The organism is Collimonas sp. NPDC087041 (genome assembly GCF_044745265.1).
Lineage (GTDB): Bacteria > Pseudomonadota > Gammaproteobacteria > Burkholderiales > Burkholderiaceae_D > Collimonas.
Genome location: NZ_JBIUZX010000007.1, coordinates 225123 through 248219, shown reverse-complemented (window position 1 = coordinate 248219; position 23097 = coordinate 225123). Strand labels below are relative to the sequence as shown.

Annotated in this window: 21 protein-coding genes; 14 read left to right on the top strand and 7 right to left on the bottom strand. The window is 58.1% G+C overall.

Annotated features, from left to right (window positions below):
- Nucleotides 1–35: 35 nt before the first annotated feature.
- From ACIPF8_RS15215 to ACIPF8_RS15200, 4 genes are all read left to right on the top strand, one after another.
- Nucleotides 36–890: a biotin--[acetyl-CoA-carboxylase] ligase gene (locus ACIPF8_RS15215; RefSeq protein ID WP_400422382.1), complete on the top strand. Its 855-nt coding sequence runs from the start codon at nucleotides 36–38 to the stop codon at nucleotides 888–890.
- 3 nt (nucleotides 891–893) lie between these two features.
- Nucleotides 894–1679 carry a type III pantothenate kinase gene (locus tag ACIPF8_RS15210; protein WP_400422380.1) on the top strand — a complete coding sequence of 262 codons (786 nt, stop codon included), beginning with the start codon at nucleotides 894–896 and terminating at the stop codon, nucleotides 1677–1679.
- The gene (locus ACIPF8_RS15205) at nucleotides 1673–2377 is read left to right on the top strand and encodes an SPOR domain-containing protein (RefSeq protein WP_400422378.1); all 705 of its coding nucleotides are present in this window, start codon (nucleotides 1673–1675) and stop codon (nucleotides 2375–2377) included. Before ACIPF8_RS15210 ends, ACIPF8_RS15205 begins: the two co-directional genes overlap by 7 nt.
- Before the next feature lie 213 nt (nucleotides 2378–2590).
- Nucleotides 2591–3442, top strand: coding sequence for a class I SAM-dependent methyltransferase (locus ACIPF8_RS15200; RefSeq protein ID WP_400422375.1), 852 nt, complete (start codon nucleotides 2591–2593; stop codon nucleotides 3440–3442).
- Here the strand turns inward: ACIPF8_RS15200 and ACIPF8_RS15195 are convergent.
- Nucleotides 3439–3621 (bottom strand): cysteine-rich CWC family protein, encoded by a 183-nt coding sequence (locus ACIPF8_RS15195; protein ID WP_400422372.1) that lies wholly within the window; start codon nucleotides 3619–3621, stop codon nucleotides 3439–3441. The genes ACIPF8_RS15200 and ACIPF8_RS15195 overlap by 4 nt on opposite strands.
- A gap of 398 nt (nucleotides 3622–4019) precedes the next feature.
- Between ACIPF8_RS15195 and argB the strand changes: the two genes are divergently transcribed.
- The 5 genes from argB to ACIPF8_RS15170 all read left to right on the top strand — a co-directional run bounded on the left by argB (nucleotide 4020) and on the right by ACIPF8_RS15170 (nucleotide 11692).
- Nucleotides 4020–4922: an acetylglutamate kinase gene (gene argB / locus ACIPF8_RS15190; protein ID WP_061534928.1), complete on the top strand. Its 903-nt coding sequence runs from the start codon at nucleotides 4020–4022 to the stop codon at nucleotides 4920–4922.
- A 380-nt stretch (nucleotides 4923–5302) separates the two neighbouring features.
- A complete protein-coding gene (locus ACIPF8_RS15185; RefSeq protein WP_400422369.1) occupies nucleotides 5303–7795 on the top strand; it encodes a type VI secretion system Vgr family protein in 2493 nt (830 codons plus the stop codon).
- An 86-nt stretch (nucleotides 7796–7881) separates the two neighbouring features.
- The gene (locus ACIPF8_RS15180) at nucleotides 7882–9432 is read left to right on the top strand and encodes a lipase family alpha/beta hydrolase (RefSeq protein ID WP_400422367.1); all 1551 of its coding nucleotides are present in this window, start codon (nucleotides 7882–7884) and stop codon (nucleotides 9430–9432) included.
- Nucleotides 9433–9531: 99 nt separating this feature from the next.
- Nucleotides 9532–10524 carry a T6SS immunity protein Tli4 family protein gene (locus ACIPF8_RS15175; protein ID WP_400422364.1) on the top strand — a complete coding sequence of 331 codons (993 nt, stop codon included), beginning with the start codon at nucleotides 9532–9534 and terminating at the stop codon, nucleotides 10522–10524.
- Nucleotides 10525–10708: 184 nt separating this feature from the next.
- On the top strand, nucleotides 10709–11692 hold the full coding sequence (locus ACIPF8_RS15170) for a T6SS immunity protein Tli4 family protein (RefSeq protein WP_400422462.1): 984 nt from the start codon (nucleotides 10709–10711) through the stop codon (nucleotides 11690–11692).
- 351 nt (nucleotides 11693–12043) lie between these two features.
- Here the strand turns inward: ACIPF8_RS15170 and ACIPF8_RS15165 are convergent, their stop codons facing one another.
- Nucleotides 12044–12760 (bottom strand): pseudouridine synthase, encoded by a 717-nt coding sequence (locus ACIPF8_RS15165; RefSeq protein WP_400422361.1) that lies wholly within the window; start codon nucleotides 12758–12760, stop codon nucleotides 12044–12046.
- 142 nt (nucleotides 12761–12902) lie between these two features.
- Here ACIPF8_RS15165 and ACIPF8_RS15160 point away from each other — a divergent pair, with 142 nt between their 5' ends.
- Nucleotides 12903–13238 carry a low molecular weight protein tyrosine phosphatase family protein gene (locus ACIPF8_RS15160; protein WP_400422358.1) on the top strand — a complete coding sequence of 112 codons (336 nt, stop codon included), beginning with the start codon at nucleotides 12903–12905 and terminating at the stop codon, nucleotides 13236–13238.
- A 15-nt stretch (nucleotides 13239–13253) separates the two neighbouring features.
- On the opposite strand, the gene ycaO is transcribed toward ACIPF8_RS15160, so the two are convergent.
- From ycaO to ACIPF8_RS15140, 4 genes are all read right to left on the bottom strand, one after another.
- Nucleotides 13254–14981 carry a 30S ribosomal protein S12 methylthiotransferase accessory factor YcaO gene (ycaO, locus tag ACIPF8_RS15155; protein ID WP_400422355.1) on the bottom strand — a complete coding sequence of 576 codons (1728 nt, stop codon included), beginning with the start codon at nucleotides 14979–14981 and terminating at the stop codon, nucleotides 13254–13256.
- A gap of 187 nt (nucleotides 14982–15168) precedes the next feature.
- Nucleotides 15169–15747, bottom strand: a complete 579-nt coding sequence (locus ACIPF8_RS15150) for a DNA-3-methyladenine glycosylase I (RefSeq protein WP_400422352.1) — start codon at nucleotides 15745–15747, stop codon at nucleotides 15169–15171.
- A 72-nt stretch (nucleotides 15748–15819) separates the two neighbouring features.
- Nucleotides 15820–17298 carry a PepSY domain-containing protein gene (locus tag ACIPF8_RS15145; RefSeq protein ID WP_400422349.1) on the bottom strand — a complete coding sequence of 493 codons (1479 nt, stop codon included), beginning with the start codon at nucleotides 17296–17298 and terminating at the stop codon, nucleotides 15820–15822.
- A gap of 19 nt (nucleotides 17299–17317) precedes the next feature.
- Nucleotides 17318–19498 carry a TonB-dependent receptor gene (locus tag ACIPF8_RS15140; RefSeq protein ID WP_400422459.1) on the bottom strand — a complete coding sequence of 727 codons (2181 nt, stop codon included), beginning with the start codon at nucleotides 19496–19498 and terminating at the stop codon, nucleotides 17318–17320.
- A 230-nt stretch (nucleotides 19499–19728) separates the two neighbouring features.
- Here ACIPF8_RS15140 and ACIPF8_RS15135 point away from each other — a divergent pair, with 230 nt between their 5' ends.
- Nucleotides 19729–20577, top strand: coding sequence for a D-amino acid aminotransferase (locus ACIPF8_RS15135; RefSeq protein ID WP_400422347.1), 849 nt, complete (start codon nucleotides 19729–19731; stop codon nucleotides 20575–20577).
- 154 nt (nucleotides 20578–20731) lie between these two features.
- Entirely contained in the window at nucleotides 20732–21019 is a 288-nt protein-coding gene (locus ACIPF8_RS15130) for a DUF493 family protein (RefSeq protein WP_061534922.1), read from the top strand.
- Between the two features lie 19 nt (nucleotides 21020–21038).
- Here ACIPF8_RS15130 and gcvA read toward each other — a convergent pair whose 3' ends face one another.
- Nucleotides 21039–21965, bottom strand: a complete 927-nt coding sequence (gcvA, locus tag ACIPF8_RS15125) for a transcriptional regulator GcvA (protein ID WP_400422344.1) — start codon at nucleotides 21963–21965, stop codon at nucleotides 21039–21041.
- A gap of 158 nt (nucleotides 21966–22123) precedes the next feature.
- On the opposite strand from gcvA, the gene ACIPF8_RS15120 reads away from it, so the two are divergent.
- Together ACIPF8_RS15120 and ACIPF8_RS15115 are read left to right on the top strand one after the other, a co-directional pair.
- Nucleotides 22124–22441, top strand: coding sequence for a DUF2917 domain-containing protein (locus tag ACIPF8_RS15120; RefSeq protein WP_400422341.1), 318 nt, complete (start codon nucleotides 22124–22126; stop codon nucleotides 22439–22441).
- Nucleotides 22442–22454: 13 nt separating this feature from the next.
- Nucleotides 22455–23087: a glutathione S-transferase family protein gene (locus ACIPF8_RS15115; RefSeq protein WP_400422338.1), complete on the top strand. Its 633-nt coding sequence runs from the start codon at nucleotides 22455–22457 to the stop codon at nucleotides 23085–23087.
- Nucleotides 23088–23097 lie beyond the last annotated feature (10 nt).

Below are 23097 nucleotides of genomic sequence, written 5' to 3'. Positions count from 1 at the left end.
TTCATCGCAACCCGCATCCCGTTACAATGCGCGGCATGACCGCCCAATCTTTTGCCCCCCATTCTCCTGCGACGCCGCTTTCGGCAGCGCGCATTGCCGCCTTTGCCGGCCATCATGCCGAGCATTGCCGGATTGAGGTGGTGGCCGAAACCGGCTCCACCAATGCCGATCTGTTGGCACGAGTGGCGCTCGACAATGTCGGCAACAAATCGCCGCTGGCGCTGACCGCGCCGACGCTGCTGGCGGCCGAAATGCAAACCGCCGGCCGTGGCCGTGCCGGCCGACCTTGGCTGAGCGCACCGTCAGCGGCGCTGACGTTTTCGCTGGCCTGGCCATTTGCCTGTCCGCTGCAGGCGCTGGTCGGGCTGCCGTTGGCGGTCGGCGTGACGATCGCCGAGACCCTGGTCGATTTCGGCGTCGCGGTGCAATTGAAATGGCCGAACGATGTCTTGCAGGGCGGCCGCAAGCTGGCCGGGATCCTGATCGAAACCGCGACCGCGCCGGACAAGCAGGTGTGGGCGGTGATCGGCATCGGCCTCAATATCGCGATTTCCGAGCAGTTACAGCAACAGATAGGCCGCAGCACCGCCAACCTGCCGTCGGCGGCGGCGCAGGACCGTGACTTGCTGCTGGCTTCGCTGCTGACGGCGTTGGCCCGCAACATGCAGCAATTCGAGAGCGATGGCCTGGCAGCCTTTGTCGAACGCTGGAATCGATTGCACGCCTTTGCCGGCCAGCAGGTGGTGATCCTGGACCAAGGCAAGACCCTGCATGAAGGCCGGGCGCTGGGCATCGATCACATCGGCCGGCTGTTGCTGCAGGCGGACCATGGCAGCGCGCCGATTGCCATCATGGCCGGCGATATCTCCCTGCGTCCGAAAGAAGGTTGAACCATGACGATGCTATTGATCGACGTCGGAAATACTCGCATCAAATGGGCCGTCGCCCAGCTTCCCGCTGCGGGACAAGCGCCCGGGATATGGCTGGACAGCGGCTCGGCTGCGCATTCAGAACTCACGGAACTGGGCGCGCGCTGGAGCGGGTTGGCAGTATCCAGTGTGTTGATTTCCAACGTTGCGGGCGCCCAGTTGCATGCGCACCTGCAGGCCGCGCTTGAGGCGAGCATTGGTTCGCAAGTACCGGTCAACTGGTTTGCCTCGCCGGCGCAACTGGGCGCGCTGCGCAATGGTTATCGGCAACCGGCGCAACTCGGCTGCGACCGCTTTGCCGCAGCGCTCGGCGCGCAACGCCTGTTTCCGCAGCAGGCATTGATAGTCGCCACTTGCGGCACAGCGACCACCATCGACGCCGTCAGCGCCGACGGCCTGTTTGCCGGCGGCATGATCCTGCCGGGCCTGGGTTTGATGGCTACTTCGCTGGCGCGCAGCACCGCGCAGCTGCCGCACATCCGCGAACACGTGGAAGTGACCGCGCTGTTTGCCGACAACACCGACGACGCCATCATCAGCGGCTGCATCAATGCCCAGGTCGGCGCCATCGAACGTGCCGTGGCGTTGCAGGCGCGGCAGTATCCGGACGGCAAAATACGCTGTATCGTGGCGGGCGGCTCGGCGGCATTGATTGCGCCATATCTGTCGATAGAGCACGAAACAGTTGATAATCTGGTACTCATCGGCCTGCAAACCGCGGCGACATATCTTTCGACCCAATTATGCTGAAACTCATCTTCTGGCTGCTGTTATTGGCAAATGCCGCCTTGTTTGCCGCTGAACGCGGCTATCTCGGCGCGCTCTACAGCGACGGCCGCGAGCCGGCCCGCATAGGCAAGCAACTGCAGGCCGACAAGATCAAGCTGCTGGCGGCCGACGCCGTTCCTGCCGCCGGTGCCACCGCGACTCTGGCACCGGCCGCCGCCGCAGGCGCCGACAGCGCGCCGCCGCAAGTTGCCGATGCCGCACCGATAGCTTGTACCGAAATCGGCAATTTCAGCGCCGCCGAGGCGCGCCGCTTTTCGAGCCAATTGGCGGAGCTGACGCCGAACATCAAATTCGTCCGCCGCGATGTCCAGGAAATCGCCAGCCACATGGTCTACCTGCCGTCGCTGGGCAGCAAGGAAGCCGCCGACAAGAAGGCCGACGATCTGCGCCGGCTCGGAATCAGCGACTTTTTCGTGATCCAGGACGGCGGCCCTTTGCGCTTCGGCATTTCACTGGGTATTTTCAAGACCGACGAAGCCGCCCAGAAACAGGTCGCCAACCTGGCCAAGCGCGGCCTGAGCGGCGCCAAGGTCGGCAGCCGCAATGCCAGCTCAACCAAGGTAGCGTTCCAATTACGTGACCTGGGCGGTGACTCGAAAGTTGCCTTCGACAAGATCAAGACGGATTTTCCTGGGCAGGAAGTGCGTAGCTGCCACTAGTGAGAGCTTCATGATTTGTGACATTGCCGCAGAAAATGGGCAGAGTCATTTGGGGTTGGAGTTTTTTTTTCGCGGCCCTTTGCGAAAATGACTCCGACCCTAGTTAGCTACCTGTTCTAAGCGCGACGAAAACCAGACGCGCGACTCAGCTGAATAAATTTGATAGGTCAGGCAAAAAAGACGCACGACAACAATAATTTTCTAGGGACAGAAATGATGGTTGTAAGTCTGCTTAAACGGCTGGTCGGAGGTAAAAAAGTCGTCCTGGAGGCTCCTGCACTGGTGGAGGACAAGGACATCAGGTTTCCCGGAGACTTCAATCCCTATACGTTAATGGAGAAGAGCCTGCGTGCGAGCGGCTGGTTCAACGACGCAACGGGGGAGCTATTCAAGGGCTTTACTGTTTCCAAAGAAGATATGGTTTTGGATGCGGGCTGTGGCGGCGGTTCGAACGCCCTGTTCTGCGCGCGTCAAGGCGCACACATCGTGTTTGCCGATATCGATCCGGCAATGGTGGAGGAGACCGGACGCCTGCTGCAGGCGACCGCCGCGCGCCAGGTTGAAGCGGTCATCACCGATGCAAATCCGCTGCCGATGGCAGACGAAACATTTACGCGGATCGTCTCGACGGAAGTGATCGAACACGTGGCGGAGCCGGCGGCATTTCTGCGCGAGCTGGTGCGCGTTGGGAAGCCGGGCGCCTTGTATTTGCTGGCCGTCCCCGATGCCTCTTCAGAGGGCATCCTCAAGCGGGTTGCGCACCCTTCCTATTTTGAACATCCGAACCACATTCGGGTTGTCGGTCGCGAGGAATTCGCGCAAATGGTATCGGCAGCCGGTCTTGAGATTGTGTCGCACGACCTTTATGGATTCTTCTTCACCGTTTGGTGGTCGCTATACTGGAGTTCGCACAAGGACGGCCTGACCCCGACTGGTCACGCAACCTTGAATCATTGGGCTGCTACATGGGAAGCGTTACTCCAGTGCGAACACGGGATGCGGGTCAAGGAAGCCCTGGATTTGGCGCTGCCAAAGAGCCAGGTCATCATTGCCAGAAAGCGCTAAAGATCGTTGCAGGTAGCAGACTGCAGCAGGCGCTGCAGGCAGTCGGGGCAATAGCACTGGGCAGACGCTGCCGCAACGACATCCGGCAATGGCGGCAGCTGGCTGCACCAGCACGGCTGCTCGGGGTGCTGGGCGGCGCCGCAGGAAAATTCCTGTCGGCAGGCGGGGCATTGCGCCATTGCTATGATCCTTTTGCGTAAGTTGTTGTCTGGAAACTCGCTGGGTTTGCCGGCGACTATTGCCATTCAAGCAAAAAATAAGCGTCCGAAATGCTGTCGTTGTAGCGCTATTATTTGCACTGCACAACACCAGCTTATACCGATGGTATGCTTACGCAACAACATGCAAGGAATGGTCGTGTTGTCGCACCTAATTCGGCGCATTTCCATGTAAAATCGCGCTGATCCATTGCGCAGCGATTTATGACTCCAGCGAGTTGCAGTCTTTGCACCCTTTTACTTTCTTCTGACAAGCTGTCACAGGTCCCAGCCTCCGCCACGGGTCGTTAGCCGCCGGTATCATACTGGGCCGCGATTCCCCTCTGGCAGCCACTCAGAAATCTCTTGTAGGACTGTTCATGGCCGATTTGACCAACAATCTTGCCAACGTTGCCCCAGGAATCAAAGCAGAAATTCTGGCCGAGGCGTTACCGTACATCCGTCAATTCCACGGAAAAACCATCGTCGTCAAATACGGCGGCAATGCAATGACTGAAGAGCGCCTGAAACACGGTTTCGCGCGCGACGTGATTTTGCTGAAGCTGGTCGGCATGAACCCGGTGGTGGTGCATGGCGGCGGCCCGCAAATCGATAACGCGCTGAAGAAAATCGGCAAGCAGGGCACCTTCGTGCAAGGCATGCGGATTACCGACGAAGAAACCATGGAAGTGGTGGAGTGGGTGCTGGGCGGCGAAGTGCAGCAGGACATCGTGATGCTGATCAACCACTATGGCGGCCAGGCAGTGGGCCTGACCGGCAAGGACGGCGGCTTGATCCGCGCCCGCAAATACCGGATGCCGGACCGCGAAAAGCCGGGCGAATTCCTCGACATCGGCTACGTCGGTGAAATCGAAGCGATCAATCCGGCGGTGGTCAAGGCCCTGCAGGACGATGCCTTCATCCCGATCATTTCGCCGATCGGCTTCGGCGCCGACGGCCAGGCCTACAACATCAACGCCGACGTCGTGGCCGGCAAGATCGCGGAAATCCTGCACGCCGAAAAGTTGATCATGATGACCAACATCGCCGGCGTACAAGACAAGCAGGGCAATCTGGTGACCGACCTGTCGGCGCGCGAGATCGATGAAATGTTCAAGGACGGCACCATCTCCGGCGGCATGCTGCCGAAGATCTCGTCGGCATTGGATGCCGCCAAGTCGGGCGTCAACACCGTGCACATCATCGACGGCCGCATCGAGCACTCGCTGCTGCTGGAAGTGTTGACCGAACAGGCTTTCGGCACCATGATCCGCTCGCACTAAGCTGCTGCGGGAGTCGGAAACAAAAAGCGCAAGGTGCAAGCCTTGCGCTTTTTTTCATTTTGGACCGGCGCCAGCCCGGTAGGGTGGGCACCCGTGCCCACGCGTTACCGTCATCTCCAGAGTGGGGCTTATGCCATATCGACGGAGGCATCTGCGTGGAGTAAGTTCACGCGTGGGCACGATGTGCCCACCCTACGCCGGCACCAGCAACGCCAGCCTGGGAGCGTGGGTACCCGCGCCCACGCAATGTCGCGAATGCGAGCTCAGGCATTCGTACCGCCATTTAGCAAGTGCAAAAAAATGTTAAGTAAATAATTGTTTTATAGACAATGTATTAAATTCCTGATAAGTTTTCTCCTCGGAACTTTTGAGAGGAAAACATGGGGCAAGAAGCACGCGATTGGATCTCATCACTTGGAATACCTGTCCAGCAGCCCTATCATCTCGAAGTAAGGCGCGCCGGCGCGCTGGCCAAAGCATTGAGCGTGGTCAGTTTTGAAGGCACTGAAGAACTAGGCCAGCCGAACCGCTTCGTGATTCGTTTAACCCATCCGCAGCCTGATTTGCCGCGCGCCAGTTTCCACGGTGTGCCGGCAAGCTTTTCCATCAGCCCACCGGCCTTGCCAGGGCTGCCGGCCTTGGGCGCCGGTCGCAAGATACAAGGCGTTATCACCGGCTTCAACCAGATCGACAGCAACCAGGACGTCACCACCTATCAGGTCATCCTGGAGTCACGCCTGGCCCTGCTGCGCAATGTCACCCGTTGCCGCCTGTTTTTAGAGCAGACCTTCCCGCAGATTATCGAAAGCATCCTGCGCGAACATGGTTTCGCCGGCGACAGCAGCAATTTCAGTTTCACCCTGTTGCGCCAATACGAAAAGCGCCCGATCGTCACCCAATGGCAAGAATCCGATCTGGCGTTCATTCAACGTCTGTGCCGCCGTAGCGGCATCTGGTTCCGCATCGATGCCGGCGAATGGGGCGAGGTCGTGCATTTCGGTGATGACTTTACCCACTACCGCCGCCAACCTGCCTTGAGCGCCTCGATGGGCGACACGGCAGGGCTGGAGAGTGTTGGCGCCGAATCGGTGCAAGCGCTTGAGACCCACATCACCAGCATCCCGCAATCGATTTTGGTCAGGGACTACAACCGTCTTGCCGCGCCAGCGAAGGTAGAAACGGAAACCAACCTGGCGCGCAACGACAAGACCACCTACGGTCAATCGTATGCCTGGGGCACACTGCATTTGGATGCCGATCAGGCCGAGTGGGAAGGGCGCCTGCGCCACGAAGCCGCCCTGGCGGCGCAAATTATCTATCTCGGTAAAAGCAATGTACTCGGCCTGGTGCCGGGCGCGGTATTCCGCATCACCAATAAAGTCCTGCCGGATGCCGAATACGGCCAACTGATCACCAAGGTCACGCATCACGGCGCACGGGATGCGGCCTACCACAATAGTTACAGTGCGATCCCGTCCGATCGCATATATCGCCTGCCGCTCAATGAAGCCGAGTGGCCAAAAATCCCCGGCACCGTCAGTGCGCGGATTGCCTCGCCAGGCAACTACCCGTATGCCTACATGAACAATGGCGGCGATTACATGGTGCAGTTCGACTTTGATCGCGATGCGCGGACCGCCGGGTTGAATAGTTGCTGGATGCGGTTGGCAAAACCGTTTGCTGGTAGCCTGCAAACCGGCTTCCATTTCCCGCTATTGGATGGCACCGAAGTGGCCGTCGGCTTCCACGATGGCGATCCGGACCGCCCCTATATCGCGCATGCCATGCACGACAGCCACAACAGCGATCTGATCACCAATCAGGATCGCTGGATGAGTCGCAATGAAATCCGCACCCAGAGCAACAATAAATTGCGCCTCGAAGATTGGGAAGGTCAGGAACACATCAAGCTGGCCACCGAGCACGACAAGAGCCAGCTCAATCTGGGCCATCTGGTTGACGCCAAGAAGCAGAAGCGTGGCGAGGGGCTTGAACTGCGCACCGATGGCTGGGGCAGCGTCCGCGCCGGCAATGGCTTGTTCCTGTCGGCTGATGCGCAACCCAAAGCCAATGGCCAGCAGCTCGACATGCAGGCGGCCACCGAGCGATTAACCCAGGCGCTGGCACATACCCAAGCGCTAGCCGACATCGCCAAGGCTGCCAAGGCGAATGAAGCCGAGTACAACAAACAAAAAGCACTCTTCGAGGACACGCTGAAACAACTCAAGCAAGCCGGAATAGTGATAAGCGCACCGGCAGGTATCGCATTGACGTCTGGCAGTCATTTGCAGATGAGCGCAGCGGACAACCTGATCGCCACCGCCGGCGGCAACGCCGATATTGGCGTGATGAAGAAATTCACCGTTGCTGCAGGTGAGGCAGTTTCATTGTTTGCCCAGAAGCTCGGCATGAAACTCTTTGCCGCCAAAGGCAAAGTAGAGATTCAGGCGCAAAGCGATGACATGGCCTTGACGGCCTTGAAAGATCTGACAGTCACTACCGTGGATGGAAAACTCATACTCTCAGCCCAAAAAGAAATCTGGATCGGCGCAGGCGGCTCTTATATCAAAATCGTGCCAGAAGGCATTGAATACGGTACGCCCGGCGACATCAATGAGAAATGTGCGCACTGGGCCAAGTCAGGCGCAACGACGCAAGCGCAAGCATTGAATGCCCTGCCACATGCAAATTTTGATGAGCAATACACGCTGAAATGGCCCTATAGCGACGAGCCTGTTCGCAACAGAAGTTTCACGCTTGCGCGCGGCGACGACACCGTCATCCGCGGGAAGACGGCGGCGCAAGGCGATACCAATTTGCAAAAGAGTTTGTTTGCAGAAAATATGCAGCTACACATAGACAAAGAATCTTGACCGCATGCTTCCATGCCGGCCGCAGCAGATGCTTGCCAGCACGGACATGCTGAGAGAGATGCAACGAACAAAACCCGGAACGACATATGGCAACGACTCAGAGAATTATCCCTCCCACTTATGACAAAGACGGGCATGTCTCATTTCACTCCGTCTCGTCACCGCCCGACGACAGCGTTGCACTGTGCTACATGATCCCAACGCGGGTTATTCCAGTGATCTTTGTGCCGGGAGTGATGGGGTCTAATTTATCTACACTGGAGGGTAAAGCAGTGTGGCTGCTGGACAGCGCGAAGCAGATGGCGGAAGACTGGACGTTGAAGGGTGCAAAGGCTCGCAAGATGATTCTCGATCCGAAAAACACAAAAGTCCATGACGGCGGCATCATCCCGACTGGCACCATGCATGACAAAAGCGAATTGCGCCGGCGAGGTTGGGGAACCGTGTCTTACATGAGCTATGGTGAATCGTTGGTGTGGCTGGAAAATGCGCTCAACGATTTTGATACTTGCAAAACCGGGGTGCGCTCTGAACTGGTCAATCAACTGGTGGCGCAAGCACCGGGCGTTGAAACCTTGACGCACGAAGAAGTCGGCTTGTCTTATAAATACCGCTTCCCGGTCCATGCGGTGGGTTACAACTGGCTGCAAGGTAATGACGATTCAGCCAAACACTTACACGCCAAGATCCAGGAATTTGTGAGTCATTACATCAAACTCGGATTTCGTTGTGAGAAGGTGATCCTGGTGACGCATTCGATGGGCGGCCTGGTCGCACGCTATTACTCGGAAGTGTTAAGTCAGGACACGGACTACACGGCGTTTGGCTTGCGGGAAAAGGTGCTCGGTATCGTGCATGGCGTGATGCCCACCATCGGCGCCGCCGCCATTTACAAACGAATGAAATTGGGCATAGAAGGAACGACCGGCCTTGTCGCCGGCAGCGATGCCGAAAAAGTGACGGCCGTATTGAGCAGCGCTCCCGGCCCCTTGCAATTATTGCCAAGTCCAGAATACGGTATGGGTTGGCTTAAAATCAAGGATGGCAACAAGACAATGAGCTTGCCAAAAGACGACCCCTACAGCGAAATCTATACTGAACGTCAGGCTTGGTGGGGTCTGGTCGACGACAAACTGATTAATCCGCTCGATCCGGCAAAGGAAATGCTAGAGAAAGATTGGGCGACGTTTGAAACAACCATTATTCAGCGTGTTGCGAAATTTCACACGGATATGCGCGGCAAATATCATCCGCAGACCTACGCTTTTTATGGCGCAAGCGATATGCACAAAGCGTATGGCGATATTTCATGGAGAAATTCCTCATCGATATTTAATGACGACCTCCCGCGCGAATTTGCACGAGCGCCAACTACGCCTCCAAGAGGGGAGACATATAGAAAATCGACAAACATCCGATTTCATCTCGCTGCGCCGGAAGAACCCGGCGACGGCACTGTACCCATGCGCTCAGGCAAAGCTCCTGCTTCCAGCAACAACGTGAAAGCATGTGTGCCTTATCGCGGCGTTGAGCATGAACCAGCGTACGTGCCAGACGCTACGCGACGCTTTGCCCTGTGGGCGATCACCAAGATCGCCCAGAACGTCAAAGGCACCTCTTTGGAGTACATCGATTAAATGCAGCCATCAAAAATAGGAAGTGTGGCATGTCTATTGATAAGTTTGGCAGCTTGCGGTTACCGCGCCACGCCATTAACCCCGCAGGAGCAACAAACTATGAACGACATGACCTCCAATCTCAAAACCCGTTGCATCGGACGCTACTTGGTCGATCTGCCGGACGATGTATTAACAGATCGCGGACAAACTAAAGTACAAGGCATCGTGGTGGAAGCGCATCCAATGTCGCAGGAAAAGTATGTGGAGACCATCGCCGCCCGCGAACAGGAATTAAAAGCGAGAAAGACCCAACCTGGCTGGACCTTCCTGTCAGCCAACGGCAAGGCATGGGACGAAGGATCACGCTACTTTATTCATTTACCAGATACTGCACCCACCGATGCAGGGCAGGTGATCGAGGCGTATAAGTGGCACAACGGCAAATTAATCAAAGTAGAAACATCGGCAAACGATTATTCGAATTCGGTCTACTTTCGCCAGCATCCAACCAAGATAAAAACTAAAGACACGGTCTTTGATAATACCTATGCGGTCTTCGCCTTGTTGCAAAGAATTCGCGGTCGTGAAGAAGATGAGATTCCAAGCGAACCGGGATTTTGTTTTAGCGGTGGTTTTGTATCAGGAAAAACTGGGGACGATGAGGAAATCAGCCGTTACTTCGCGTTGCGTAAAACACCTGACGTGACGTTGGGATTTACAACATATACGTCCATTGGCGATGAAAAATCGCTATTGCAGCGCAGCGATCAAATCAACGCGGTTATTTCTCAAGATGACACAGCCAAAACACTGCGCAAAGGCGTGGTGGATTTGCCTGGCCTGAAAGCCGAAGAATGGTTAATGGCAGCATCCCAGCCGCCGAAATACATCGCGGGAAATAGTTTTTTCCTGGAAGCCAACACCACGATTGGCAGTACAAAAACGCCTGGTGTGAACTTGGAAATGCACAATGGAGAATCAAGCGATTACACGAAAGATAAAGAAACGGGAGTCACCAACGTGGAGAAAGCCTCCCTGAGTACGAGTGAGGCGTTGGCATTCTGGGACGTTATATCGCGAACTTTGCGGCCTCGTCCCGGCGCGTTTTGACAGACGACTGACGCTTTACACTGTGGGCGATCAGCAAGATCGCCCAGAACGCCGAAGGCCGGAGTACATAGATTAAATGCAACCATCAAAAATAGGCGGAGTGGCGTGTCTATTGATAAGTTTGACAGCCTGCGGTTACCGCGCTACGCCGTTAACACCGCAAGAGAAGCACACCGTGAGCGAGATGACCGCCAATCTCAAGACACGTTGTGTCGGCCGCTATCTGATTGATATCCCCGCTGATGCATTCGCCGATGAATGGCGAACCAAAGTACAAGGCATCGTGGTGGAAGCGCATCCAATGTTGCAGGAAAAGTATGTGGAGACCATCGCCGCCCGCGAAAAAGAACTGAAAGCTAAAAAGACTCAACCTGGCTGGACTTTCTTGTCGGCCAACGGTAAGGCATGGGATGAAGGATCGCGCTACTTTATTCATCTGCGAGACCATCCACTCACAGATGTCGAAAAAATAATCGAGGCCTATAAGTGGAACAGCGGCAAATTGATCAAGGTAGAAGTATCCGCGATAGACGAAGAAACATCGGTAGATGTCCGTCAGAATCCGAGACCGTACAAGCCAATCAATAACGTCTTTGACCATACCTACGCGGTCTTCGCCTTGTTGCAAAGAATTAGCGGTCGTGAAGAAGATGAGATTCCAAGCGAACCGGGATTTTGTTTTAAAGGTGGTTTTGTGTCAGGAAAAACTGAGGACGATGAAGAGATAGAGCGGGTCTTTACATTGTCTCAGACGCCTGACGTGACGTTTGAATTTAGAACAGATACGAATATTGCTGATAGAAAGTCACTGTTGCAGCGTGGCGATGAAATCAATGCGGTTATTTCCCAATCTGACGATATAAAGACGCTGCGCAAAGGCGTGGTGGATTTGCCTGGGCTGAAGGCCGAAGAATGGCTGGTGTCCATGCCTCAGCTACCCAAAAACATAGCGGGACATCGTTTCAGGCTGGAAGCAAACACCACGATTGGCAGTACCAAAACCCCCGCTGTGACGCTGGAGATGGATAACGGTGCATCAAGCAAGTACACGCAAGATAAAGAAACGGGAGTCACCAACGTGGAGAAAGCTTCGCTGAGTGTGGGTGAGGCGATGGCATTCTGGGACGTTATATCGCGAACTTTGCGGCCTCGTCCCGGCGCGTTTTGACAGGTCACTAGACGCAGTACCCTGCGGGCGATCACCACGATCGTTCAGAACGCCGAAAGCTGGCGTAGATCGATTAGATGTAACCGTCAAAAATAGGCGGCATAGCATGCCTATTGATAAGTTTCGCGGCTTGCGGTTTCCGCGCCACGCCGTTAACCCTGCAGGAGCAACAAACCATAACTGGCATGACCGCCATCTCAAGATCCGTTGTGTTGGCCGCTACAACCTAATCTACTGGATCAGGCGTATAAAAATGGCGAAGCTTTATCAGCCTTATTCAAGGTCGCATATGTCATACCGAAGGGGGCATCTGCGTGGAGTAAGTTCACGCGTGGGCACGATGTGCCCACCCTACGCCGGTACCAGCAACGCCAGGTGCTCCGGCTCCAGGTAAATCCATTCGCCTAATTCCAGCTCCAATGAATCCAGCGTCAGGCCGCCAATCGCAGTGCGGCGCAAGGCGGTGCAATGGTTGCCGGCGGCGACCAGCATGCGCTTGACCTGATGGTATTTGCCCTGCTCCAGCACGATTTCGACTTCATGCTCGCCCACCTTGCGGCAGCTGACGGCGGCCAGGGTTTGTGGCTCATCGTGCAATTTGACGCCGGCCAGCAGGCTTTGCACCAGTTCTTCGGTCACCGGATCATGCGTGGTGGCGACATACAGCTTCGGCACATGGCGTTTCGGCGACGATTGGGCGTGGATGAAGCTGCCGTCGTCCGACATCAGCAGCAGTCCGGTGGTGTCGTGGTCGAGCCGGCCGACCGGCTGCACATCGCGCCAGCTGAACTGTTCCGGCAGGATGCTCAGCACGCCGGGATGATGGCTCGGTTTGCGTGAACATTCGATATCGGACGGCTTGTTGAGCACGATATAGACGTGCTCGCGATAGGTCCATTCTTCATCGAACAGCGTGAACACCAGGCCCTCGGTATCGGGGACGGCTTTGTAGTCGGTCACGACTTCGCCGTTGATGGCGACTTCGCCATCTTCAATTAATTCGCGGCAGTATTTGCGGCTGCCGAAGCCCTGCGATTGCAGGATTCGGTCTAGGGTCAGTTTAGGCATGGCGAAAATGTAGCAGAATGGTACAAGGACGAAAAGAGCGGCGTCCCCTGTACCATGTTGTTAAATCAAATAAAATCAAAAAAACAAATGAATTGCCGGCAACGGCAAATCGAAAAATGACCAAGCTCAATAACCAAGCACGATGACCAAATTACTCTTTGTCTGTAGCCGCAACCAGTGGCGCAGCCCCACCGGTGAGCAGGTCTGGCGGCGCCAGCCGGGCATCCAGGCCCGCTCGGCGGGAACCCGCCCGAATGCGCGTCACAAGATCAGCGCCGCCGATATTGCCTGGGCAGACCTGATCCTCGTCATGGAGAGCAAGCACAAGAACCGGATCAAGGCTGAATTTGGACGCCTATTGGAACACAAGCCGATCCATGTGCTGGATATTCCGGATGAATACCAATACATGGATCCGGAACTGGTCGAGCAACTGACCGGCGCCGTGGCCCAGATACTGGCCGACAACCGCTCCTAGCCGTCCGCTGCCGCATTATGCCAGTTTAGCGGCGTTCAGCTTGGCATAGGCCGCCAGCAGGCGCTGGTGTATATCGCAGCCTGCCAGGTTCAGGCCAGGCGCATTCAAGCCGAAGAAACGCTGTTCGCGGTTCAACAACGCTTTAGCTTGTTGCAAGGTGGCTGCGCCGTACAGGTGTTGCAGCGACTCGGCATAGGCAGAGGCATCGCCTAGGGCGATCAGGCTTTCGATGCAGCGGTATACCAGCAGGCGCTCGGTGCTGATCTGGTTGAAATGGCGGATCCAGTCGCAGCCTTCACGCACCGCGTCGAGATCGCCAATGGCCAGCGCCAGCAGTGTCTTCAGTTCACCGACGCGCAACTCTTTCCACAATGAGTCGGCATCGGCCGCCAGGCCAATCAGGGCCGCTACCGGACGCTGGTCGGCCAGGCCTAGTTCATTCAAGGTTTCCAGCAAGTCGACACATTCATCGTCATCGAGGTCGGTCAGGTACAGGATCGCTTCGCGGATGTCGTTGCCGGCGCTGTTGTTGTCCCATTCCAGGTCTTCCACCGGATAGATTTCCGACATGCCAGGCACCAGGATGCGGCAGGCGTACACGCCCAGGTGGCTGAAATCGGCGATGTAGATATCGTGGCCGGTAGCGTGGATGGCGGCCACCGACCAGGCGTAGTCTTCGGCCGTGGTGCTGCTGAAATTCCAGTCGCTGAACACGAAATCCGGCGTGGCGCGCAGGAAATTCCAGCTGATGATGCCGCTCGAATCGACGAAGTGGATTTCCAGGTTTTGCGAATGGGCGATTTCTTCGAGGTCGAAACCCGGTTCGGGGAAGCCGTCCAGCGCATCCAGCGCGCGGCCTTGCAGCAGTTCGGTCAGCGCGCGTTCCAGCGCGATTTCGAAACGCGGGTGGGCGCCGAAGCTGGAGAAGCAACCCTGGTCGCGCGGATTGAGCAGGGTCACGTTGATGACCGGGTACTTGCCGCCCAGCGATGCGTCTTTCACCAGAATGCCGAAGCCGGCGGCGCGCAAGTCGCGGATGCCGGCGGCGATGCGCGGGTAGCGATCGATCACTTCATGCGGCACGTCCGGCAGGCACAAGCCTTCCTGGATGATGCGGAACTTGACGGCGCGTTCGAAGATTTCCGAGAGCGCCTGGGTGCGCGCTTCGGCGGGGGTATTCCCGGCCGACATGCCGTTGCTGACATACAGGTTGCCGATGACGTTGACAGGGAACCAGACCGTGGCGCCGTCGCGCTCGCGCAGGTAGGGAATCGCGCAGATGCCGCGTTCCTCATTGCCCGAGTTGTAATCGACCAGGGCGGTGGCGTCGACCGTGCCTTCGGGGTTGTAGAACTTTTGCAGCTCCGGCGTCAGCAAGCCGGTTGGCCAGCTTTCGTCGTCATCGTTGAGCTTGAACCACTGTTCGCGCGGGTAATGCACAAACGCGGCGTCGGCGTTCTTTTCACCCAGGTAGTAGTGGTTCCAGAAATAATTGCAGGACAGGCGCTCAAAGAATTCGCCCAGCGCGCTGGCGCGTGAAGCTTGTTCCGACACGCCTTTGCCATTGGTGAACAGCAGCGGGCAGTCGCGGTCGCGGATATGCACCGACCAGACGCCATCGACAGGGTGCAGCCACGAGCGTTCTTCAATATGGAAGCCGAGCTTGTCCAGCCTGGATTGCATCGCACTGATGGACGATTCGAGCGAGGCATCTTTGCCCGCAATGAAGCTTTCGGTGGTCATGGGGATTCCTGGGGTGAGGGTACTGAAGTGGACGCGAGCGAGGCAGGATGGTGGGGCGGCTGCGATGGGGCCTGGTGGCAACAATCGCATCACAACCCCGTTAGCGCCGCGGAATGGCGCGATGATACCCTGTGTGACCGCTCACAACCGCTTCAGTGCACAATTACTCCGGGAACGGCTCCCGCGGCTATTCCTTGACAGCCTGGTGCCTGAAACACTCGACACAATGGTCGTTGACCATGCCGATCGCCTGCATGTAGGCGTAGATGATGGTGGAGCCGACGAATTTGAAGCCGCGCTTGGACAGATCCTTGGAAATCCGGTCCGACAGTGGCGTCTTGGCGGGATTGCCGCCCAGTAATGTCCACTGGTTCTGGATCGGCTCACCGTCGACGAAAGCCCATAGATAGGCATCCAGTCCGCCCAACTCCGCTTTCAGGCGCAGATAAGCCTGGGCATTGGTGATGGTGGCGGCAACTTTCAGGCGATTGCGGACGATGCCGGCATCGGCCAGCAGAGCAGCCACCTTGTCCTGGTCGTAGCGGGCGATTTTCTTGGCGTCCCAGTTGTCGAACGCGCGCCGGTAGTTGTCGCGCTTGTTGAGGATGGTTTCCCAGCTGAGGCCGGCCTGCGCCCCTTCCAGGTTCAGCATTTCGAACAGTTGTACTTCATCGTGGCAGGGCTGGCCCCATTCCTGATCGTGATAGGCCAGGTAGCGCGGATTGGCGGGATTGGCCCAGGCGCAGCGGGTAAGTTCGGTGGTCATGGTCGATGCTTAGGAGGAGCGTTGCCGCTCCTCGAAGTTAAAGTACGCACATGCTACCGCATCGCGCCGATTTCATCCGACGCGGCAGCGACGTACTGCAATCACGATCCCGGTCGCACTCAACAACAGGCCGCCGATGCTGAACAGGATCATGGCAATGTCCCACAACGGCCGGCTGGCCAGCAGCGGCGGCAGGTCCCAACTGTGGAGGAAAGAAAACAGCCAGCGCTGCAGGCGTTGGCGCTGGTCCAACTGGCCGACAACGTTGCCGCTGTACGGATCGATATGCACCCATGTCTGCTGCGCATCGGCGAACTTGACGCGCAGCAGTGGCAGGCGGCGGGCTGCATCGCCCATCATGGTGTGGTTGTCGCGGTCGTAATAGTAATTGTCGTAACGCTCCAGCACGCTGGTTTCGGCAATCGGCGCTGCGGACAGGTGCTGCGCCGCGTCCAGCAGTTGTGGCGTCGGAAAAATATCAAGCGGCGCTTGCCCGGCACCGCGCACGATGCGTGTGCGGCCATTGCCATCGGTCGCTACCAGATAAGCCTGGCCGGCCAGTCGATGCCAGCCGATTTCACGCGCCTGCAGATCGCCGCGCAAGGCAGACAATGCATCGCTTGCCTGAAGCTGGAATTGCGCGGGCTGCAGTGTGCCGCCGGCATAGGCGGTACGGTCCAGCGGTGCAGCGTCGGCGTTGAACATTTTCCAGGGATTCATCGACATCAAGCCACTGAAGATCCAGGTGATGGCGAGTGTGCCAAACAGCAGGCCGCTCAAGTGGTGCCAGCGCATTACCGGTTCGCGATAAGGGGTCTTGCTGCCGGAGCGGAAGCGACCACGAAAACGCCAGCGCAGCAATCCCACCACGCTGCCGCTGACGGCCAGCAGCACGCCGGCCAGCGAGAGGTAAATCACGATGCCGGTCCAGGCGCCATCCAGCGGGCCGCCGCGAAACATGTACAGCCAATGCAACCAGGCGCCGGCGAAATTCCACAGGCGCTCGCTGCGGGTAGCCACGCGCACGACGTCGCCGGTGGCCGACGAAACATAGAGCAGGGTGTGCGCCGGATCGTCCATCTGCACCCGATGCAAGGGGCGATGCAGGTCCAGCGAGCGCGAATGGCTCCAGCTATCTTCGTTGACCGCATCGCGATACTGCGCCGCCGCGTCCGGCATGAACGCGTGCGCCGCGCGCAATGCGTCGTCCGCCGAAACGCGTTGCAATTTTGCGCCGCTGAGCGCATCGACTGCGACGATACCGCGTTGTCGCGTGGCGGACAGGGTGCCGAACTGGTATTGCGGTTTGCCGGCTACGCTGGTCAATGTGATCGAGCTTACGTTCGCTTCGGGCGGCACCGCGCGCGCCGCCAACGCCAGCGGAACGACGGCCGGATTACCGAGGTCGGGCAGGTGGGCCAGGCGTTGCGCTACAGTCAGTTTCGGATAGCCGACATACATCATCACCACGCCGCTGAAAAACCAGAGCGCCATGAACAGGCACAGGCTGACGCCGAGCCAGCGGTGCAGCAGATACAGGTAGCGTTTCATCGGTATCGCGCGGTCTCGGTCACAGGTCGTAGCTCAGCGCCAGTTCCACGCTGCGCGGCGCGCCAAGGTAATACATCGGCGTGCTGGTGATGTTGTCGGCGTACAGCTTGTCGGTCAGGTTTTTGACGCGCAATGCCACGCTGCTGTTCTTTTGCAGCCGATAAGTGAGGCTGGCGCCGAAGATCGTATAGGACGGCGCACTGATGGTGTTGGCGTTATTGGCGTAGACCGACGACACATAGCGCGCATCGGCGCCGACGCTCCAATCCGGCAGCGGGCGGTAGTCGAGCCAAAGATTGGCGACCCGCGCCGGCGTGTTGGTGGGGCGCTTGCCAGCGCGCGAGACGCTGACGCCGGCGACATTCTCATTGAACTCGTCGTATTGCGCATCAACCAGCGCCAGGTTGCCCTGGATCCGCAGCGCATCCAGCGGCCGCAGGCCGAACGCCAGTTCGATGCCTTTCGACGATTGCGCGCCGACCGGCAGGGTCATGGTCGGATTATTGGGATCGGCCACTGCCAGGTTCTTGCGCTTGATGGAGTAAGCCGCCAGCGTGGCGTTGCCGCGCCCATTCCAGAAATCGAGCTTGCTGCCGATTTCCAGCTGGCGTCCGGTGCTCAGGTTGAAATCGCGCAGTTGACCGAGGCTGGCGGTGCTCAGGATACCGGCCGGCGGATCGGCGGCGGTGCTGTACTGAATGTAGACGTTGGCATGCGGCGTGATATCCAGCACCAGCCCGGCGCGCCCGGTGGTTGGCGCGTAGTTGCGTTTGAAATAGGCTGGATTGCTGGCGCTGACGGCGCGCTGGTTGTTCACTTCCAGCGTGATTTCATCGTGGCGCAAGCCGCTCACCAGCGACAGGTTCGGCAACAAGCGGGTGCGGTTTTCGAGGAAGGCAGAGAAAGTGCTGACGCGGTTGGTCTTGTCGGGCACGAAGCCTGGCGTCATGCCGGGAATATCGAAAAACGATCCGGTCGTGAAATCGTACGGATCGACAGTGCTGACCGGCCCCGGCAGTGAACGCGGGAAGCGGGTGGTGCGGTTGACGCTGTAGTCGATGCCGCCGGCCCAGTCGGATTGCAACTGGCCGAGACGCCCCTCGTGCTGCACTTCAAGACGGTCGCCGATCAACTCCTGGTCGTGCCGTTGCAGCAGCGCCGCCGAGCGCACAATCGCGCTGTTGTCGGCGGTGTAGCGATATTCCTCGACGTTGCGGAAATCGCGCTGTGCGGTATAGCGATAGAGGGTGTTCTTGATGGTGGTGCCCGGCGCTAAACGATAGTCGAGTATCGAGCGCAGCCACTGCACGTTCTGCTGATACACGGCGTCGCTGGCATTGTAGTTCTTGAAGCGGATGCCGCTGTCGATGCGACCGCTGCCGCCGAGCGGATTCAGCAATGGCGTGCCCCAGTAGGGCCGGTCGACGTTTTCTTTCTGGTACTCGTAAGCCAGCGTGTGCGACAGGTTCGGCGTGAAATCGGTCAGCAGCGACAGCGCGACGTTATAGGCGCGCCGCGTCTCGCCATCGACATAGCCGTTGCTGGCGGCGCGGCTGGCGTCGATGCGCAGGTAGTTGGCCAGTCCCTGGTTGTCGTTCAGCTTGCGGTTCAGGCCGAATGCCGCCACCGAAGAATTGAACGAACCGTAGCTGCCGAACAGTTGAGTCTTGTCGCCATCGCGATTCGCCAATTTGGTGATGTAGTTGATCGCACCGCCAACTGCGCCGGCGCCGTACAGGAAGCTTGATGCGCCGCCGACTGCTTCAACGCGGTCGTAGATCCAGCTGTCGACTGGCCGCGCGGCGATGGTATCGTATTGCACGGTGATGCCGTTGAACAGCTGCGTGATCTGGCTACCGCTGAAGCCGCGATAGGATACGAAGCCGGCGCTGCCGGGCGGCGAGGAAGCGGTGATGCCGGGTACGCCTTTGAGGATTTCCTGGGTGTCGGCGGCGCCGCGTGCATCGATCGTGGCGCGGTCGACGATACTGACGCTGGCCGGTGTGTCGCGCAAGGTCAGGCCGAGCCGGCTGCCGGTCGAGCCGACTGCATCGAGCAGCAATTGTGCATTGGGCAGATCGCGTGTGGCCGTTACATGCACCGTATCCAGTGTCGTCTCATGCGGGGTTTGTTGCGCCGACGCGTCGGCCATGCCGGCCAGGTTGCAGGCGGCAAAGACGGCAACGGCTACTGAGCGCATGGGCGGCAGGGAGGTGTGGACTGATGCGGAAATGCGGCTCACCGAAGGACTCCAAAATCATGGAATTCTACGGCCGGGAGCGGTTGCCGCCCATGCGACAGATTGTCGCAGGAAAATACTTACGCGATCGAAAAAGTGACAACAGCAGCCGTAACACATACTTTTTTTGCATACCGGGCGCAGCGGCGCTGTGCCAGAATTGACCTCTCTACTTTTTTAGGAATCCGATCATGCAAGACCCGCTGGTCTATCTCAATGGCAGCATGACTCCGCTGTCCGAAGCGCGCATCCCCGTCCTCGACCGCGGCTTCATTTTCGGCGACGGCGTGTATGAAGTGATTCCTATCTATGCACGCAAGTTATTCCGCGCCGAGCACCATCTGGCGCGCCTGTTCCGCAGCCTGGCGAAAATCAGTATTCCAAATCCGCATGACAAGGAACAGTGGATGAAACTGATCCAGGGCGTGATTGACGCCCATCCGGCGGACGACCAGATGGTCTACATCCACGTCACGCGCGGCGTTGCCAAGCGCGCCCACGCGTTCCCGAAGGAAGCGCTGACGCCGACCGTATTCATCATGACCAATCCGCTGGTGTTGCCAAGTGCAGCTTTGCGCGCCAGTGGCGTGCCATGTGTGTCGATGGAAGACCAGCGCTGGCTGCATTGCGAAATCAAGTCGATCTCGCTGCTCGGCAACGTGCTGGCGGCACAGAACGCGGCTGAGCATGGCGTGGTGGAAGCGATTCAGTTCCGCGATGGCTGGTTGACTGAGGCCTCCTCGTCGAATGTCTGGATCGTCAAGAATGGCAAGCTGATGGCGCCGCCCAAGGATAATTTGATCCTGGAAGGCATCCGCTACCGCCTGATCGAGGAATTGTGCGCCGCCGGCGGCATTCCGTTCGAAGCGCGCCGCATCGCCCGCGAAGAAGTGTTCGGCGCCGATGAAGTGCTGCTGTCGTCGGCCACCAAGGAAGTGTTGCCGGTGGTGTCGATCGATGGCAAGGCTATTGGAAATGGCGCGCCTGGCCCCATATACAAGCAGTTATACGAGGCCTATCAGCAAGCCAAGGCAGCCTGACCGCAGAAAGTTGTCGGGTAGCGTGGCAGGAAAGATAGCAGGGTGGGGGCAGCAATGCCTTTCCACCCTGTTTCTATTTGGACAAGCCGTTCTTGCAGAATCCCGCTAGGGGAGTAAACTGGCTGCTTGCAACATCACTAAAGAGTAAAAGACCATGACCGACCTGACCAAGCCCATCGATCCCGCAGACAGCCTGATCGAATATCCAAGCGTATTCCCCATCAAGATCATGGGACCGACGCATGACGCTTTCGTCGAGACCATCGTCGGCGTGGTGAAGCAGCACGATCCTACTTTCCACATCGACAAGCTGGAAGTGAGGCCGTCGTCGAAGGGCAATTACACCGGCCTGACGGCGAACGTGTACGCCGTCCACCGTGAGCAGCTGGACAATTTGTACCGCGCCTTGTCTTCCCATCCGATGGTCAAGATGGTGCTGTAAATTCAGCTTGTGTCTTGCCTCAAGGCTCGGGTTCCCCGGGCCATTCGCTTTGCGCCTTGAAATTGCGGACCTCAGCCGTCAGCCAGCGATGGAAAGCCTGCACCTGCGGCTTGTCCATCGCTTCCTTGGTGCAGGCGAAATAATAGGATAAGGGGCAGCGCGCGACGACGTCGAACAAGCGCACCAGTTCACCCGAAGCGATTTCCTGCAGCGCCAGCGCGTGCCGCGTCAGCGCGATTCCCAAACCATCCGAAGCCGAACGCAGCAGCATCGAGGCATCCTCGATCAGCAGCCCGCCGGTCGGCTCCACCAGGTCGACGCCGGCGGCCTCGAACCAAGGCAGCCAGGACGATTCGGTATCCATCCGCAGCAAGCTGCACTGCTCCAGTTCCTGCGGCGTCTTCGGCAACTTGCCGCCGCGGTATTGCGGGCTGGCCACCGGATAATAAAAATCATCCATGAGTTTTTCCACCACCAGGCCGGGATAGTTGCCCAGGCCGTAGCGCAGGCCGACGTCGATCGGCTCTCGCTCAAGGTCATTGAGGTGGTTGCTCGATTGCAGCACGACTTCGGTATCGGGATGCAGGTCGATGAACTTCCACAGCCGCGGCGCCAGCCAGCGCGCGGCAAACGAGGGCAGCGCCGAAATGGTGATGCGCTTCTGTGTGGCGTCGAGTTTCAGTGCTTCGGCGGCAATCGCAATTTCATTCAGCGATTTGCGGATGATGGCGGCGAAGCGCTGGCCCTGGGCCGTGATGGTAATGCGCTTGCCGTTGCGCATAAACAACGGCACCCCCAATTCCAGCTCCAGCGCCCGGATCTGGTGGCTGATCGCCCCCGGCGTCACGAAGATTTCTTCGGCCGCACGGGAAAAACTGTCACTGCGCGCGGCAGCCTCGAAGGCGCGTAGCGCAGAGAGATTTGGCAGTTTGCGAAGGTCAGCCATCTTTTGTGAATAAAACTATCAAGTGGAGGGAAAATTACTCGTTTTGTTAATCCTCACCGACTGCCTAAAATAGCCACATAGAAACGAGAAATGTCTATATCAAGGGCTTTGCAGCAGATATAGCCATCAATATACCAGCAGTTCCAAGGAGTGACATCATGAGAAAATTATTAGCTAATGAATCGTTGACCATCGGCGCCGGCCAAGCCGTGTCGGTGACAGCCCCAGTGGCGCAAACGCTGCAAATCATGCGCGGCCGTGTGTGGGTGACGGTAGCCGGGCAGGGCGATGACTATTGGTTGTCGGCCGGTCAATTCCTGAATGTGGCTGCCGATAGCCACATCGTTATCGAAGCCGACAAGGGCAGCAGCCTGGTGCAAGTCCAGCAACTGTCGACCCGCCTGCCATCGTCCAGCGCCCGCGCCGGTTTCAGCACGCCTGCGACTAGCAAGCGCGGCGCTCCAGTTACTTGCTGATTCGATAGCGAATATGCAAGACGGGATCGCGTTTTACGGTAACGCCAGTTCAGGGCACGTCTACAAGATCGCCCTGATGCTGGCGGTCGGCGGCATTGCCCACACTTATCACGCAATCGATATCGACCAGCCGCGCCACCTGCGGCCGGAACCGTTCCGCAGCTTGTCGCGCTTCGGCGAAGTGCCTTTGCTGGTGCATGATGGCCAGCCGTATGTGCAATCGGATGCGATTCTCTACCATTTGGCCGAGCACACCGGCCGTTTTGGCGCCGAATCGGCTTCACGCATGGCGCGTGTACGCGAGTGGCTGTTCTGGGAGGCCAACCGGCTAGGCATGTGCCTGCCGCAGTTGCGTTATGCGCGCAGCTTTGCCGCAACAGGTGAATTTCCGCCCGGCGCCGTGGCCTGGCTGCAACAACGTTTCGATCTTGATATCGCTCGGCTGGAGACGGAATTGTCCGACGGCCGCAGCTTTATCCTGGACGAGCAGCCAACCATTGCCGATTTTTCCCTGTGCGGCTACCTGTTCTGGGCCGACGACGCCAAAGTCACGCTGCCGCCGCATGTCGCCGCTTGGCTGAAACGCATCAGTAAATTGCCAGGATGGCAATCTCCAGAGGCTTTGCTGGCGCCGCTTGCAGCCTGACGAAGCGCCC